General features: G+C 45.1%; 15 protein-coding genes. 1 reads left to right on the plus strand and 14 read right to left on the minus strand.

What is annotated here, in order from left to right; genetic code table 11:
• Positions 1 to 42 precede the first annotated feature (42 nt).
• The 7 genes from AC4PM4_RS13005 to AC4PM4_RS13035 all read right to left on the minus strand — a co-directional run bounded on the left by AC4PM4_RS13005 (position 43) and on the right by AC4PM4_RS13035 (position 4571).
• Complete coding sequence (locus AC4PM4_RS13005) at positions 43 to 624, minus strand: hypothetical protein (RefSeq protein ID WP_491613745.1); 582 nt, start codon at positions 622 to 624, stop codon at positions 43 to 45.
• 568 nt (positions 625 to 1192) lie between these two features.
• On the minus strand, positions 1193 to 1708 hold the full coding sequence (locus AC4PM4_RS13010) for a SecY-interacting protein Syd (RefSeq protein ID WP_491613746.1): 516 nt from the start codon (positions 1706 to 1708) through the stop codon (positions 1193 to 1195).
• 29 nt (positions 1709 to 1737) lie between these two features.
• Positions 1738 to 2262, minus strand: a complete 525-nt coding sequence (locus AC4PM4_RS13015) for a hypothetical protein (protein ID WP_491613748.1) — start codon at positions 2260 to 2262, stop codon at positions 1738 to 1740.
• Positions 2219 to 2557, minus strand: coding sequence for an RHS repeat-associated core domain-containing protein (locus AC4PM4_RS13020; RefSeq protein WP_491613749.1), 339 nt, complete (start codon positions 2555 to 2557; stop codon positions 2219 to 2221). Before AC4PM4_RS13020 ends, AC4PM4_RS13015 begins: the two co-directional genes overlap by 44 nt.
• A gap of 156 nt (positions 2558 to 2713) precedes the next feature.
• Positions 2714 to 2857: a hypothetical protein gene (locus AC4PM4_RS13025; RefSeq protein WP_491613750.1), complete on the minus strand. Its 144-nt coding sequence runs from the start codon at positions 2855 to 2857 to the stop codon at positions 2714 to 2716.
• A 189-nt stretch (positions 2858 to 3046) separates the two neighbouring features.
• Complete coding sequence (locus tag AC4PM4_RS13030) at positions 3047 to 3565, minus strand: SecY-interacting protein Syd (protein WP_491613751.1); 519 nt, start codon at positions 3563 to 3565, stop codon at positions 3047 to 3049.
• Positions 3566 to 3656: 91 nt separating this feature from the next.
• Complete coding sequence (locus tag AC4PM4_RS13035) at positions 3657 to 4571, minus strand: RHS repeat-associated core domain-containing protein (protein ID WP_491613950.1); 915 nt, start codon at positions 4569 to 4571, stop codon at positions 3657 to 3659.
• On the opposite strand from AC4PM4_RS13035, the gene AC4PM4_RS13040 reads away from it, so the two are divergent.
• Entirely contained in the window at positions 4467 to 4739 is a 273-nt protein-coding gene (locus tag AC4PM4_RS13040) for a hypothetical protein (RefSeq protein WP_491613752.1), read from the plus strand. The genes AC4PM4_RS13035 and AC4PM4_RS13040 overlap by 105 nt on opposite strands.
• A 180-nt stretch (positions 4740 to 4919) precedes the next feature.
• Here AC4PM4_RS13040 and AC4PM4_RS13045 read toward each other — a convergent pair whose 3' ends face one another.
• From AC4PM4_RS13045 to AC4PM4_RS13075, 7 genes are read right to left on the minus strand one after another with little or no spacing between them, the layout of a single operon-like run.
• Positions 4920 to 5516: a CbrC family protein gene (locus tag AC4PM4_RS13045; protein WP_491613753.1), complete on the minus strand. Its 597-nt coding sequence runs from the start codon at positions 5514 to 5516 to the stop codon at positions 4920 to 4922.
• 18 nt (positions 5517 to 5534) lie between these two features.
• Positions 5535 to 12998: a pyocin-S2/colicin E7-DNase domain-containing protein gene (locus AC4PM4_RS13050; protein WP_491613951.1), complete on the minus strand. Its 7464-nt coding sequence runs from the start codon at positions 12996 to 12998 to the stop codon at positions 5535 to 5537.
• 46 nt (positions 12999 to 13044) lie between these two features.
• A complete protein-coding gene (locus tag AC4PM4_RS13055; RefSeq protein WP_491613754.1) occupies positions 13045 to 13521 on the minus strand; it encodes a DUF4280 domain-containing protein in 477 nt (158 codons plus the stop codon).
• Positions 13518 to 14054 carry a hypothetical protein gene (locus AC4PM4_RS13060; RefSeq protein ID WP_452558842.1) on the minus strand — a complete coding sequence of 179 codons (537 nt, stop codon included), beginning with the start codon at positions 14052 to 14054 and terminating at the stop codon, positions 13518 to 13520. The genes AC4PM4_RS13055 and AC4PM4_RS13060 overlap by 4 nt, the downstream gene beginning before the upstream one ends.
• A gap of 39 nt (positions 14055 to 14093) precedes the next feature.
• On the minus strand, positions 14094 to 15227 hold the full coding sequence (locus tag AC4PM4_RS13065) for a pentapeptide repeat-containing protein (protein WP_491613756.1): 1134 nt from the start codon (positions 15225 to 15227) through the stop codon (positions 14094 to 14096).
• 48 nt (positions 15228 to 15275) lie between these two features.
• Complete coding sequence (locus tag AC4PM4_RS13070) at positions 15276 to 16802, minus strand: contractile injection system protein, VgrG/Pvc8 family (protein ID WP_491613757.1); 1527 nt, start codon at positions 16800 to 16802, stop codon at positions 15276 to 15278.
• The gene (locus AC4PM4_RS13075; protein ID WP_491613758.1) at positions 16799 to 17425 is read right to left on the minus strand and encodes a hypothetical protein; all 627 of its coding nucleotides are present in this window, start codon (positions 17423 to 17425) and stop codon (positions 16799 to 16801) included. The genes AC4PM4_RS13070 and AC4PM4_RS13075 overlap by 4 nt, the downstream gene beginning before the upstream one ends.
• Between the last annotated feature and the right edge of the window lie 19 nt (positions 17426 to 17444).

The raw sequence follows: 17444 nt of genomic DNA on the forward strand, positions 1-17444 counted from the left end.
CTGTTCTCCTCCTCTATTCATCTCATCGTACTCAACATTCGGTTAGATCCATCCACGATCCAGTTCTTCCCGACTGTCATAGATGCACAGTTCATATTGCTGTTTTAACAGTTCGATTTTGTTCTGCTGTAAGATATTATGTATCTTCTCTACTCTGCTGTAGAATTTTTCAGAACTATTATATTCTCTGACCGTAACAAATCTAATTTTCCCATTCGCATTCAGCGAGTTCCTTGAAATATGCCCACCATCGCCTTCACATAGCTCCTTTAATCTTTCTACATCATCCACCTGTACTTTGCCATGCCATTCAAAATACGGGGTAGAATGCGCAACTATTCGCTGATGAAAATACTTCTCTTCCTTCGCTGGAACCTCTACCTTTGTTCGTACAACTGTAAAGCCGTTACCTTGGAACCTTGTGACCATCTGTTTAATAATGCTGTTCACTTCATCAAAATCAGTACTATGTATTAAGCCTGTAATCATCGGCTGATGGATGTATTCACCCTGATCCAGCACGATCATAACTGGTTTAACTTGCTCCACCTGACACAGTTCAATAAAGCTTTCCTTCTCTTCAAACGTTAAATCATTCACTGTAATATGAAACTCAAATTCCATTTGCTCACTCCCTGTCATTTCTCTATGATGCTATATGTAATCGTTATTGTCATCGAAGTTTCTGAATAACCTTATAAATTATTCATCGGTTTCCTGTTTTATATTGTTCAGCTATTTTCAAAATCTTATTTATATTAAGTTATCACAACATAGAACTTCGTATATTCTTTATTCAAGTGTTGGCACTCCGTAGTATAGAATTTTTGGAGACAAAAACTAACTTGTTAAAATATAAATATATCTTTTTATCATCCCCCTAATCTTAGATTCAGGTAAGCTACTGTACACGGTTATATGATAATAGCCATTATTGACACTGCAGATAGTAATGTCCCGTGAGTCCGTTTTGCATTTCTCCCTTATATTAGAAACGGCTTGCTGTGTTCCTCTCTTACAGACAGCATGTTCCCAAAGGCGTCACACATATACGCGTTCAGAATCTGGCTATATTGTCCCGTCAGGAGGATTATGTCACCATGGATTTACTTTTTCTTATTTGTCCAGAATGGAAAAAGAAAGAACTTAAGAAGTATTATTAATTTACTCCTTAAGTTCATACTAAATATTATTAATTACCAAAACTCAAATTTAAAATTAATTCATCTAATCTTAAACCTAAAGATTCAAACCTTCCTGCTTCAAAGTCCTCTAAACACACTTCTCCTGAGATATTATTCAGCACGACTACTAGACCATTAGATTCTATCCCCATGGGAATATAATTAGTATTACCATTATGTTCCTCTATATAGTTTGAAAGTCTTTGTAAAAAGATTTCCGGTTCACTCTCCGGGATGACAGGATTAAGATTTATATTATACTCCTTAATCCAACCTGCTATTTGAAAGAAATAATACGAGTTATAGTACTGTTCTACTGATTCATTGAATCTTATATTAAACTTTTGTTCAATAGAATGGAAATTTGTAATATCATCTTTTTTGGTTGGCATCCAGCTAATATAACCTTCTTTATCTTTTTCACCAACATACAATCTCTGTCCTTCTTCTCCCCAAGAGGTTTGGGGCAAAGTTCCTTTAAACTCTTTCCAAGTACTGATATACCTATCAAAATAGTTTTCCATTGATCTGATAATCATCTTTTTCAGCCCACCTACTTAATAAATTTTTGTAGTAGTTCAGCATACATAGAATCGTTCCCCCAAATACCAAGTTTCTTCTCCACATTGTGTATCCCCCCTGAACCAGGGTGTATTGGAGTAGGAACAGGTACAGCCTGTCCTCCACCACCTACGTGATGGTGAACTAATCCCTGACCTCTTAATCCTTTCACATCATATTGTGGAAAATATGTTCTAAAAACTTCATCGTTGGTCGGCATTGTAGTAAACGGGTTCTTTCCGTTTATTATTTTTTTGTTGTTGTCACTAAATGCCTCAGGGTATCTGTCCAACAGTTCCTTCCAAAAATACTTATGATCTCTTAAACAACCCTCTGAATTCGTATTAGATCCATCTTTTCCTATAAATGGCATCTCAACCATTAATCTTGGATCAGCCACATATATTGCTTCCACTTTACTAAGATCAGTATTTCTATAAACTCTGATAGGATGGTCCGGATTTGTCTCATAATTAACACCTTGAAGCTGGGGTTCCTCCGCTTGCTGCTTTCGCATACCCACTTGGATCTACGTATCGGATCGGGTTGTTAGCGACATACGCATACAGGTTCAGGCCATCGCCTCGGTACGTGTCTTCCTGCGTGAACCGCGCGATCAGCGGATTATAAAACCTCGAACGCAGATAGTAATGCCCTGTCAGCGCATCTTGCATTTCTCCCGCATAACGGAACGGATTTCCGCGTTGCTCTCTTGCAGACAGCATGTTGCCGAAGGCATCATAGGTGAACGCGTTCAGAATCTGGCCCTGTGATCCGGTCAGATGGGTTACGTCATCGTGGATATTATTCACATAATAAGCCACATCTCCCTAATATTCCAGTTTCCCCAGCCATTCATGACCACGGATATAAGATGACTGCACCCGCTACGTTTCGTCCAGCTCATTGACGACATTCCAGACGTCATGCACGCAATGCCGTACAGTTCCGTTCGTATCCATCCTGCTTCACAAGCCTTCCGGGTCGTAGCCGTGCTGTACCACACCGCCACCTGCATGCTCGACTCGAATCGTACGGTTAAACGCATCATAAGCGTAGTTTGTCTGCAGCACGTTCCAAGTACCGAAGATTAGGTTCAGTTTCTGAACCACAGTTTATAAAAACAGGCCTATCCCCCTAATAGGAATAGACCTTCGAAATAATAAAGTGATTGCTTGAGCAATTAAAATTTTGAGCACATTTTGAGCTTCATACTACAATCCGTCATAAGCAATAAGACAATTATAAACCTTCTCCTATAAAATTTAATCTAAGTATCCGTAATTCCCAAGAAAATCAAACTACATCTCTTTAATTAATGCTGCCAAGTTTTCAGCTATTTTTTCGTGTGTCCCTCTTTCATGATCCTCAATTAATACTTCGCCTGTTTCATTATCTACCAAAATAATAAAGCCATCCGATTCAAATCCAATAGGGATATATTTTGGTTGATTCCCATGACTGTGATAATATTCTTTTAAGTTACGATAAAAATCTCTTAAACCCATTCCTGGTACAACGGGTTCCAGTATGACACTGTAATCTTCATACCTTCCGGTTAATTCAAGAAACCAATACGAATTAAAATATTCTTTGATATCAGGATGTAACTCAATATTATACTCATCCCTAACTTCACTGAATTCATAGATCTCAACTTTTGGAATCGCCTTCCATTGAACATAATTTTCGTTGTTAATTTCTCCTACATACATAAACGAAGGCACTTCCTCATCCCAGCTAATCATAGGGAAAGAATTTTTATACTCCCTCCACCTCGCATATTTTCTTTTGAAATAGTCTTCTAATTCTTGTTTCATATCATATTATCTCCTTTATCATTTAATGAACTGCCCCAAGAGCCTTGCATTTTCAGCATCCGTATCCCATATCCCATATTGTTTTTCAATATTAACCTCCAGACCCAGGATGCAGAGGCTGAGGTAATCCAAATGCTTGACCTCCACCTCCTATATGATGATGAACTAATTTTTTCCCTTTTAAACCTGGGATATCATATTGAGGAAATACATCTCTAAAAGTAACATCATTAACTGGAGCTTTTAAACCATCAGGGTTTCTACCAAAAATAACATCTATATTAAATTCACTGAATGCCTCTGGGTATCTTCCATGTATTTCACGCCAGTAATAGTCACTATTTCTTAACCAGTCTTCGGAATTAGTTTTGGAATGACTTCCTTTGCCTTCAAAAGGCATTTCTACAATTAATCTTGGGTCAGCTAAATATATTTCATCCATCCCACTTAAATTTTTTCCTCTATAACCTCTGATAGGATAGTTTTCTGTAAATACTTTACCTGTCCCCCCAGAAGGAGTAGCATAAGTATCACCCTTTACCTCACACATATGCCCACTCGGGTCTACATATCGGATCGGGTTGTTGGCGACATACGCATACAGATTCAATCCATCGCCACGGTACGTGTCTTCCTGCGTGAACCGAGCAATCAGCGGGTTATAGAACCGGGCGCGCAGATAGTAATGTCCCGTCAGCGCATCCTGCATTTCTCCCGCATAACGGATCGGATTGACACGTTGCTCTCTTGCAGACAATGTGTTCCCGAAGGCATCATAGGTGTACGTGTTTAGAATCTCGCCCTGTTGTCCTGTCAGGTGGATTACGTCACCGTGGATATTATTTGCATAATAAGCCACCTCGCCTTGATCGTCCAGTTCATTAACGACATGCCAGCCGTCATGCACGAAGTGGCGTACGGTTCCGTTCGTGTCCAGCCTACTTCGCAAACCTTCCGGGTCGTAACCGTGCTGTACAATACGCCCGTCTGCTTGCTCAACTCGAATGGTACGGTTGGATGCATCATACGTATAGCTTGCCAGTTGTCCGTTTCAGATGGGGGAAATTCGGTTGCCTACCGCGTCATACGTAAGTTGCTCCGTCCACATCCCGCATACCGGGCTTATACCAGTCGATTAAGCACATATAGCAATATGCAACGCGGATGTAGATAAATTCCCCATCTAAGAGAATAATAATAAGAAAATAAGCCTTGGTATAAAACCAAGGCAAAATAATATTTATGGAAGCATTTAATCTCGCCACGATAAGTAATGTATCATGAATAAAACGTTCATCTTTAACGATTGTGTACAGAGAAATTTAAGCGTAAGATTATAGCCCGACATGTAAACTCAAGTGTTATCCAGATGCAATCTGTACTTCCCTCCCCTTGATAAGGATTCAAACAAATACAGCCCTACATCATCGGTAATTGAATCTGTATTAAAACCATAATTCTCACTGATTTCATCTAACGCTTCCCTAAACAACAATGAGTCATCTTTTATTTCTTCTATTGTTAAGTACTTCACAAAGGCAAGAGGGAAATTGTTTTCTGTTAGCCAGTAGGGTTCTTGCCAAGATACATATCCAGGAGTTCTAAATAATAATTCTTCAATTGCGGGTTCTTCTAATGAGGAAATTTCATCATAACCATGAAAATATAAAAACTTATTTGTAGTATCATCGTACGAAACCGACAGAGATGATCCTCTATATTCCACTCCTCCTTGAAATACTCCATTAAATTCTTTTGAAGCCTTTCCATTGTGGATACAAGCCGGACAGATTCCATTCAAATCTTCAATACTATAAAATGGACCATAGTACATATAGTCGCTGATATTTTTGCAAACAGAACAATGTTTCTTTTCATGATTGACTTCAAAAATACCATTTGTGTATGCATAGGGTTGAAACCTAAAAAATGGTGTTTGTTCTATATTCATGTCTTACTCTCCTAATCGTTATTTTCGTTTGAAACCGTAAAAACCATGGTAATTAACTTCTAAAATTTCTGCATGTGTACGAGGAGCAATAATTAACAAGTTGTCCAAATCAAAAACGGCTCCTCCTTTACTAATAGGAGTTTTGTGGTGAATATTATACACCATTTGAGGCCAAGCCGTTCCGGTTTGCTGAGTTTTATCCGCGAATGGAGCATTTCCGCCCTTCATTCTGGATAAGTTAGCCTTATGGTATGAAGAGAATTCTTGAGCATACTTGGAATTGGATACTGCTTTCCAGAAAGATTTTTGGAAATCACTAAAGTTTTTGTAGGTCTTTCCTTGAATTTGAACAGCGATATCACTTGGTATTCTGCCAACATTACCATGAGTTCCCATAAGAATCTTCTGATAATCTTTTGTGTTGTATCCACCAGTAACCGTCCCTGTAGAATTCCTACGTTGTGTAGCAGTTAGAGGCTTGGATAACGCTCCCCAAACATCCCCCTTCACCTCACACATATACCCACTCGGATCTACGTATCGGATCGGGTTGTTAGCGACATACGCATACAGGTTCAGGCCATCGCCTCGGTACGTGTCTTCCTGCGTGAACCGCGCGATCAGCGGATTATAAAACCTCGAACGCAGATAGTAATGCCCTGTCAGCGCATCTTGCATTTCTCCCGCATAACGGAACGGATTTCCGCGTTGCTCTCTTGCAGACAGCATGTTGCCGAAGGCATCGTAGGTGTACGCGTTCCGAATCTGGCCCTGTGATCCGGTCAGATGGGTCACATCACCGTGGATATTATTTACATAATAAGCCACATCGCCCTGATCGTCTAGTTGTGTTAGCCATTCATGACCACGGATATAGGATGACTGCACTCGCTGCGTTTCGTCCAGTTCATTGACGACATGCCAGCTGTCATGCACGAAGTGGCGTACAGTTCCGTTTGTATCCAGCCTGCTTCGCAAGCCTTCCGGGTCGTAACCGTGCTGTACCACCCCGCCGTCTGCTTGCTCAACTCGAATGGTACGGTTGAATGCATCATAGGCGTAGCTTGTCGTCTGCTCCCCTTGATGCTCTCGAATCAGGTTTCCTTGAGCATCATAAGTGAAGCGAATATTTTTCCCGTTTGCACGCTCAGCGGATACACCTTTCTGCAACGCTTCCTCGATCAAGCTGAGCAGGCGATTTCGGGTATCATACGTATAGCTTGTCTGTTGTCCGTTCCAGATGCGGGAAACTCGGTTTCCTGCGGCGTCATAAGCGAGTTGCTCCGTGCCGTATCCGGCATACTGGGCTTCCACCAGTCGATCTAGTGCATCGTAACGGTATTCCGTGCGATCTTCCGTTCCATAACAGCCAACCGTATTCCCGCTTTGGTCATACGCATATCGGTTGTCGAGCAGTACCGTGCCATCCGCTGTGCGGGTGTGGAGGCGCGATACTTGTCCTTCTGGCGTATACTCATACGCCGTCTGCACACCGTTGCCGTACAGCATGGACGCGATTCGATTGCCTGCTGCATAGGTGTACTGAGCCAGGTCTTTCTCACCTTGTCGGATGGCAACAATCCGCCCCACCGGATCATGCGCGTATTCGACACGCATTCCGCCAGCATCCGTGCGGGCCACCATTTGGCCTTCTGCATCATACTCGTAGCGCAACACTGGACGCGGAGTGGTGTCCTTTGCCTGTTTCGTCAGGTCACCGATTCGGCTCTGATATTTGGCCGTAAGCAGACCGTCTTCATTATAATCGTAGTCATAACGCACTTCGTTATTCGCGGACGAGATCAGCTGGCCGTCTTCGCGGTAGGTGTACGTTTCTTCCTCGCCGCTGGACAGCTCCCGTCTGCGGACGAGTTGGTCATTGAAATTGTAGACCATGTCCAGTACCCGCTGGTTCCGGTCCTGCTTCCTTGCCAGACGGCCTTCCCGGTCATACTGGTACGTCATTGGTAAGCCATCCGGGCCTGTAATCGCGGACACTTCACCCAGGGAATTATACGCATATTGAGTCGCATGTCCCTTCGCATCCGTAGAACGAGTTAGATTACCGGCCACGTCATAGTCATAGTGCTCCGTCGTGCCGTCCGGCCGTGTCAATGCTGTAATGTTACCCCATCCGTCCAGTGTACGGCGCGTCGTCCGCCCTTCGCCATCCCGAATTCCTACGACATGCCCTGCGGCATCGTACTCATATTCCTGTCGCAAGACTGAGATACGATCTGGGCCATTGCCCCACACTTGACTCACTTGGCCAGCCAACGTATAGGCATACCTCGTTTCGACGCCGTATTCCGTCACGGCTTCCTGCTCCCCATAACGGTTAAAGGCATGCCGCTGAATAATCTCGCCCAACGGATTTCGGATTTCGGTTAGACGGTTCTGCACATCATACGTATATTCCGTTCCTGCCCCATCGTCACGGGCTGCATCGTACAGGCCAGGCGTCACCTTTTTGGCGAGTTTCCCTTCGGTATTGTAGAAGAGCCGGGTGATACCACCCCGCTTGCCTACAAAACGGATGGGTCGATTTCGAACATCGTACGCATATTGTATCCCATGCCCCAGCGTATCCGTTTCTTCTGTCACGTTGCCGCTGCGGTCATACTTCAGGTACATGGAACTGGCCTTCGCTCCTGCATGCTCCCGGCGGCTGATCTGTACGATCCGGTCTGTGCTATCATAGCTAATCTCCGTTTCGTACCCTTCGGGCGAACGTATATACGTAATGTTCCCGTTACGATCATACCCATATTTGGTCTCTGCCGAGACCGTTCCCTGGCGTTCATCCCGCAAGTCTTCCCCATCGAGTACGTCTAGCTGGCGCAATAGCCTGCCCGCTTTGTCATATTCGTAACGGATGTATCGCTCCTTGCCTTCACTCAGCTTATAACGTTCGGAGGTCCGCTGATTCAGACAATCGTATGTATATCGAATGTCCGCTCCTGTGTCATCCGTGATGCGAGTTACACGCAAATTACGATCATAGGCATACGTAATACCATGATACGTCGCCGGATATCCCTCCCGTGTAACGAACTCCGACGTTCGCTCTTCCTTCACCAGGTTTCCGGCAAGGTCATATTCGTAACGGGACAAGCGGTACATCACCTGCCCAGATACCGCAGGCTTACTCTCAGAGAATATCTCTTCCTGAACAGGTTCCCGTTTTTCGATCAACCATCCTGCCGTATTGTAACCATACAATGTGCCGAACCGTTCGGCATCTTGGTCACCACTGTCCACTGCCTTGCCGTCCATTTCTTTGACGACCCGCCCTGCGGAATCATAGGCGTACCGCCGTTCGATGTGCCCTTCTGCATTAGTCACCTGAACCAGACGATCCATGGCATCATAAGCATATTCCGTTCCCAGGCCATCATCCGTCGCCGGATCATAATGCTCTGGACCGATGGACTTCACGAGATTCCCGGCGGCATCATATTTAAATCGTTGAATCCCTCCATCGGGCAATATGGTCTGGATGCGGTTTCCACGATGATCATATACATACTCCGTGCCTTGACCATCATCCAATACCGGATCATATTGGTTCGGCTCCACCTCTTTGAGCATATGATCGTACATGTCGTAGTGGTACCTTTGGGTTTGATGAAGCGGATCGGTGATGCGAATGAGATGATCCAACGCATCGTAGCGGTACTCCGTTCCTTTACCGTTATCGATTCGTTCCACGTAATCATTGGGCTGCACCCGCTTGATCATGTTGCCCATCTTGTCATAGAACATCAGCGTAGTATTGCCCTCTGCATCCACAATACGGGTTCTTTTGTTCAGATCGTTGTACTCGAATTCAACGGTTCCATACGCTGTCGTTATGCCGGTGACCCGGCCCGCATCATCCAATGTATATCGATACTCTTGGCCCTCGGCATCCCTAACATAAGATGGTGTATCCGTATGATTGACTTCATAGGCATACGTAGTCACGTGACCCAGCGCATTCTGGCGTGTGAGAGTCCTTCCGTGTGCATCATAGGTATAGGCAGTGACAGCCCGACGCTCCGCATCAATCGCTTGCGTCTCTTCCAGTACGCGTCCGAACGTGTCATAGGCATACGTCTTTTCCACGATATTATTGACTGACACGGAGATACGGTTGAATTGTTCATCATAGACCTGACTATGCTGTGTGCCATCAGCTGCAATCTCCGTCAGTAGCTGCCCATTAATATCATACTCCCACCGAGTAGTCCGGCCACCTGTATCCGTATGTGCACACTTGAATTGATACGCATCATACTCGATAGTTTCGTGTGTCCCATCCTGATAGACGATATCGGTTACAAGGTAATCTGTATTATAGCGATACGTCTCCACGACATTCGTCGCATGGAAAGTAAATGTCGTTTCAGAATCAGCATCATTATAATAGATATCGGTCATTTGATCGTAAGCATCCCTTTGCCGGATTACTCTACCAGCAGCATCATAGATGTTAGTCACATAGGTATTTCCGTTCTGGTCCGTTATGCTCTCAAGATAGTCTTGCTCCGTATACGTATATTGAATGTTCCCCTGATTGGGATAGGTTACCTGCATGAGGAGGTCGCCATCATATTCATAAATCACGGATCTGCCAATATTGTCGGTCATCCGTATTAACAAGCCATCCCGGCACTCCATCAAGACAGTCTTTCCGCCCGGTGCAATCAGACGGCTAATACCGTTATCGTTATACTCCAGTCGCGTCCGATTCCCTGACCGATCCGCAACGCTGCGCAAACGCCCTGTCTCGTCATACTCGTACGTTACCCTGTCCGGTCCGATGAGTGCATACCCCGATGCATCCTCATATTCGATCAGGCGATAGTCCTGCTTACCTCCAATCGCATTGATCCAAGTGCCCTCATGAAACATAAATCTCTCGTAATGGCTATCCGGACAAATGATGTAAATCCGATTCCCCTCTCGCTTGAGGTAGGATTCATATGTAAAAATAAACCCTCGGCCCGTCAGTCCCTTGACTGGATAAAGTGAATTATAGTTCCGTACCATTTCGATCGGAGAACCAATATCAAGCACGATCATGTCTTTGGCAAAATAATGAAAGCCACCTCTCGTGACGTCCACGGGATCACCAGTCTTAACCATAGTAGCAAGGCTGGCAACCGACACTTTCTTTAACGTATCCCATGTCAGAGAATGGTTGACGTTCCCGTTTCGCCATAAATCCTCCGCCATAGCTCCCCCCATGCCGCCTGCTACGGAGGAAACATAATCGGTTAGTCTGTTTTTGCCTGTAAAAGAGAAAAGCCCCCCCACTACATTAGCCGCCAAATTCGACGTGAGGCTTGTGCTTCCCGTGTTCATCATGTCCTGCGTCATGCCGCTGATTGTACCGCCCGCTACCGTTCGGCCATAGATATTGGCAAAATTGCTTAACCCGGTACCGCATTTAATACCAGACATGAATTTACCCATCATGGCACCACTCAAAAATCCGTTCTGAAAGCTCTTCATATAGTGGCCGATTAACGTCTCTCCTGGTTGTAACGCAGGGTCGAAGATTGCAGTGATCGCAACGTTCACTCCTCCACCAATGGATGGAAGAATTAGCGCTGAAGCTCCGCCACCAGTCAATACGGAGAGTCCCCCAACAGAGACAATGACCGATCCATATTTGACCATATCGTATAGTTCGGCATTGCCACCCAACACCGTATCCCGCATAAAATTGTGCGACTGAGACAAGTCGCCTACCCTGGCCTTGGCTATATCCTGGCTGCCTTCTGCCATCTCGCTGGCTGCCACCACCATTGTGGTGGTACCCGCAACCAAAGTTGCTCCCGCGGCAATAACCAGAGGTGTTGCTGCCCCACCCGTAAGAACGACCGCCGCAACGCCTACGGCAGCTGCGCCGATCAGCATGGCGATTTTGCCAAAGCCGATTTTGCTTTTGCCCGCCTCCATTTTGTCAACCAGTGCCTGTCGATATGCAAGAGCATTTCCGTTGATCTCTTTCATCAAATTTTCATCTTGCGCAAGGAGCTCAGAATCGTCAAACGGATCTGCCGGCGGCTTGCCTGGAGTCCCTTCATAATATATGGTAGCTGCCTGTATATCCGTAAGATCAGCGATGTAAATATATTGATCCAGATTGATGCCTTCCATTGGGCTTCTCGAGATGGCCACCATCTCGCCTGCAGTCATTTCAATTTGTTTCGGAGCAGGCATGTCCCCTTTAACGTCGATCAGGAAATCTTCTATAGCAGCAATGGATATATCCGTATTCGCCAAAATTTCGATCGAACCGTCTCCGGCCAGTTTCAATTTGACGGTTTCTGCTGCATCTGCGGCAAATACGATATCTTCGCCCGTCAGCTTCATCTCCTGATCCGAATTGTTCGTTAATGACTTGATGGCAGGATTGGACGACTTTTGGCTGTATTTGCTCTGCTCGACTCCTCGGCGGACCGAACTCGTCGCGATAGCGCTTTTCTCGGATGGGCTGGGAAAATGTAACTTCACTGGCGATCCCGGCTTGGGCATCATGTACGCACTCTGGTTATCCATACCTGTCGAGAATGGGAACCAACAGGCGTTATCCGTTTCGGCTTCCTTATCAATATCCAGATGCAATTGGACCTTATTGCGGGATATTTTCGTGATCTTACCTTCAAGCGATAAACCTTGTATGCCATAAGGCAGGATTTTGGTCAATTTGGCCTCGGCTTCGGATAGTAGCGTGTAGGTATGAATTAGTTCACCGTGGGCCACCGTCGATTCAATCTCATAAACGACAAAAGGCCGTCGCTGAATCTCCATTTGGTTTCCAAGCCGGTACACCTGCCTGCTCTGAATATGATAGCGAATCTCCTGTGTTTCCCGATGCGGAACAAAACGAGACTGCATCGTATACGCCTCAAAGGCCAGCTCGTTCTTCGCCATTTCTTGCGGGATCCCAAGGGCTATGGCAGGCGCATCATCAACTATGGGCACGATTACCGTACCCAAGCGGGAAGCAAGGCGAAGAATGAACTCCCAGTCTGTTTCCTGATATTGCAGCAACATTTGCCCCGTTACCGTAGCCGGTAATGCATTGATTAAGGAAGCACCTGCATATGGATCTATCACCTTATGGATGACCTCGGAGTAAGTCTTTTGCTGATTTTGATACGAACGCTTCCTCCATTCAATATCCATCATGTACGTATGTGATACTGCCACCAATTCCAAATAAAAAATGCCTTGAACATGCTCGACCACCGCCTGTTGAACCATTCCGGCAAACAGGCACGTTTTCTTTTCCCGACCATCTTCAGATGCTATGTATGCCTTCACTTTGTCGTCTGTAGTAAGCTCATGAGCACTGTCGCTTCCCTTCTCATGTAGGACAGCCCTGATCCGCAAGTAAGAATGTTCATTCATTCGATGCATGATCTGTATATCTTCAATTCTGACCAAGTTACAAGGTATTTCAATAATCATACCTGCATGAACCATTTCCACAATTATTTCTCCTCCTTCCTATGACCATCACGGAATCCGACTACTCTCTCTGACCGTTATGAACTATCGTGATATCCCCACGCCCGCAAATACAAAAGTTTTTGCAGGTGTTAAGCAAGGCATCTCCAGTACTCACCTTGACGTCATCTTTGCCGTCCAACCACGGAGCAATAATTTGAGGCGTACACATGGCCACACACTCAGGTGGCGGCAGTTCTTCCAACGGAATATCCTCTTCTTTAGTAAAAAGGGAATTAAACCAACCAATGTCCTGCTTAGGAGGTTGGACCGCATCTACGATTGCCTTCATCTCAGCCTGTACTGCCGGATTGCTAAGGCTTGTACACAAGCCAAACGGTCGGATATTGGTCATCGAAAGGAAATCATTCACGTTTAATTGCGGTTGCTCATGAATGTAATCACCGTGACTGGCAGGGATCACCAATCTCGCCGGTCGTGTCCCGAATGTGCATTGGGCATAAGCCCCATGTACCACATAACTTTTGTCATCACTCATATTTCCTCTTCCTCCTTCGACTCCAGCGGTTCGAGCGATATCCCCCACAAATCTCGCCGCAGTATGCTTTCAGCAATGTCCAAATTAATGACCAGCCGCTGATCGTCAATGCCTGCAATGCGAAACATGGCATGTCCTTTGGCCTTCTTCCGGTCAATGATTATTCGGCTCGGCCTCCCCCAAGGATCATATTCCGTTAGATCAGACAGACATTCCAATCGATCTATCAGCAGCAACCAATAGGTTTGTTGCATTTCTTCCGCAGGATGGGCAAGTACCACACATTTGAAGAGAGCATCGTCATCGTACATTTCAACGACCTTTTTTAAAGGATCGGACATGAGAACAACCGGACGGTCAATCAAATCCGGAATAATCTTGTTCTTTCCTTCGACATACACAACGGTAAAATCTTTGATCTCCTGTGCGCGCTCTTTCGAAACCTCCAACGTTCTAAAGGCAGATCTTAAACCATCAAACATGATCATATGTTCATCGAGCAGTCGATCCTGTGTCATGATAAAATAATCCAATTATATCCTCCTCCCTCATTTTGGTATCCATCCACCGTTTTAGGAGTAAATTTTCAAGCCTTCCCGCTGTTCTGAACTCAATTTTATTGTTTTAAGATCCTTTTCAAGAAAATGAGCCCCATCTAGGCGACACTGCACAAAGCTTGTTCCTTCGAAAACAGCCCCTTTGAAGTCGGCTCCTCTCAGATCAGCATTCACGAATATGGCATTGGTCAGATCCGCTCTTTCAAACCGCGTGGGGCTGAACGCCGGAATATGAAATTCTTCACAGGTTGGTGTGACATAACTTGCCTGAACTTCCTCGAACTGTGCCCCGGACAGGTCAGCCCCACCGAAATCCGCCCCATGAATGAGGCTATGCCCAAAATTAGCGTGGGACAGCTTCGCATTTCGAAAATCGGCTCCAATCAGTGGGCAACCGACGAGTAAACTGCCGCTCAAATTCGTATGAGTAAAGTAGGCATAACAGAGATTCACTAACTTGAAGTACATATCGCTCAAATCGATATTTCTGAAGTTGCCATGCACATACTCATCCAGCTCGTTAGGGATAAGCTTTTGCCTAATATCTTCCGTAACGGGAACGCAAGCATTGTATTTATATATCAATTCATTGAAATCCCTGTGCTCACCTGACCGGATGTACAGTTCTTCTTCCTTATCCAACTGCAGGAATGTCTCTTGCTCTACAGCAACCTTCATGACTTGCCTGAAAAGATTGGTAATATAGTGCATATAGAGCGAAGCTTCCTGTCTCATCAGAAGAAGCAAGTCTGCGTCCAGTATTTTGCCGATGTATTTTTTGCTCTCCTGCAAACTCAACTCATTGAATTTCATTAAGTATCTGAACGCCCAACTTGCATCATATTCGATGAAGCACTCCAATGGATCGGCATAGAGCGCTTGGTCGTACCAATAGATCCTGCACCGAAAATCCTGCCTAATAATACGATTTCTGAAAAATGTGATATGAATGTGTCCGATCTTTCCTTTACGTCCCAACCTTTGCATTTGCAATGCTTTGGAGCAACCCTCTGTAAATACGTGCAAAGCATGCTTGTGCAACTCCTCCAGATGTACTTCCAAGCTCTGATGCAAATCGCCAATACAATTTGCTCTGAATGGCGGAACCCATTGCTGACGAAGTTCATTCAAAGCTTCTGTCCGTTTCATGACATCCATCACCTCCTGCGAACAATAAAAGATGGTCTGATTTTACGCTTAGCTATTGGTGAACACCTCTGTGCCAGCCATTGTTGCGTTACCCGACTCATCCAGTGTGATTTTCCCGCCTTTGTCGCTACTTATTACAATTTGGTCCTGGGCCGTCAAAAGCAGTGTCTTTTCAGCACGGATACGAACATTTTCCTGTGAATGAAGAGAGACTTCCTTTTGTCCCATAATGGTTACTGCACCGTTAGCCTCCAACATTATAATGGATTTACCGTTGTTAGCAGATATTTGAACGTTATCTGGCGTGAGCTTAACTTCCATTCCTGCAGGATTGCGGAAATAACGTACGTTCGGATCGGACATGCGATCACCGGAGGAAGAAGCACTTGATCCGCCACCGCTTCCAGAGGAAAGCATCGTCCCGCCCTGGTTCCCAGTGCTTACAGCAACCGGCTGAGACAGTGCCGTTTCCTCCGAATAGGTATTAACAGAGCTGATGGCATAAGCTTCGGTTTCTCGGGAGCTCGGAAAATGCACCCGGACACTATCCCCCTTCTCTGGCATGCAGTACCATCCACTACCATCTTCTGAAGCGTAAGAAGTAGCATACGGGAAAGAATAGGCCGTACTCTCTTGACCTTGTTCATCAATCTCCAAATGTACTTTGACAGTGTCACGTTGAATGGCAAGAACACGTCCTCCAATGGAAGCGCCGCGCATACTGTCATTGTAGAGAGCAGCTTTATTCATACCTTTGCGGCTCGTTATTGTATAACGGTGCACAAGGAGACCTTTTTCCATGCTAGATGTACATCTTTGAATGCAATAAGGGCGCCCCTTGAACCGGATCACATCACCCAGATTCAAGACGCGATGCGTTGTCACTTCATAATGCACAAAATCGGATTCATGGACGGGGGACTGGCTGTTTCGGGATTGATACAGGTAGGAGGATAGATCTTTTCTGACGACATAGTTATAATTCTCTAGATGCTCATCCGTGTCATCGTCGGGCACACCGAAGTAAATCTTCACGCTGTCCAGATGTGCTGCCGGTAATAGAACCGTATTCATACGGGCAGCCATCCGCTTCAGGAAAGTCCAGTCTGTTTCATAATATTGAAGAACAAACTTGCCGATGCTATCATCACGTCCGACGGCGTATATGACATCATATCCTTTATGGGCTTTTCCGACTTCTTTAGCCAACGCATTATAATTAAGTGAAGGATTCTGAAATGAACGAGTATTGCGTTTGAGATCCAGCATGTACGAATACGTATGGGCTTCTGCTTGTAAATAGTAAACATCCTGTACCTTGCGCATTTCCAACATGGTGATCAATCCACAGAACAACTTTTTGCTGTTACCATTTGACATGACCTGCAACACATTTACCGGAGTAAGAGATTGCACTGACTGCATATACTCATCATGTTGCTCTTTAGTGATCGTTCCGGATAGCGATATCTTGCCATGCTCGTTCACCATTTGTTCGATCGAGAACTGTTCCAACCTCATCTGATCAAACGGAGTAATTTTTATATTTTCGTAAGTCAATGCTTCTGAGCTCATGAACCTGTCACCTCCAGCGAAGATATCATGCCTGTAATCACAGGCTTCCAATGACTCCATCTTTGTAAATTACCATTCACATTAAAAATAAGCTGATGATCGCCTTTTTCAATGAAAGCTTGATAATTGAATACCTGCCCATTGGCCACGGAACTGTTAAACACACAATACCTGGTTTGCAAGGCACACGGAACAACATTCCCGTCCTCCATCCAATTCATGCCCAGTTCCATGGATCGAAACTGTTGCTGCATAATCTCTTTGAATTGCCCCATCGACATGGCTTTTACAGGTTTGACCCATTGCATCATCAAGTTCATTTCAAGTTTCTCGTTACTGTAGACCAGGTGTTCGGACGTTCCCAAGGTCTGCACGAATTCTTGAGGCAACCTCATGCAAATGCCCGTGCGCATAAGGCTTGTTTTTTCAAAAGATACCTCCGCTCCTTCCACTATGAGCGTCCCTTTTAGAATACCTTCCATAATTTCTTGCGGGGATGGAGTTTCCCCCAATTCAGGATGCTCTCTCAAGTTCAGATGAATCGCATTACCTTGTCTTTTCTCCCGCTCTTCCAGTCTTCGCTGCTTTTCAAGCTTGGCTATCTCCTCATCCAGATAAGACAAAACCTCCGCCTCCCTTCCG

The organism is Paenibacillus sp. MDV22-iso6 (genome assembly GCF_058408365.1).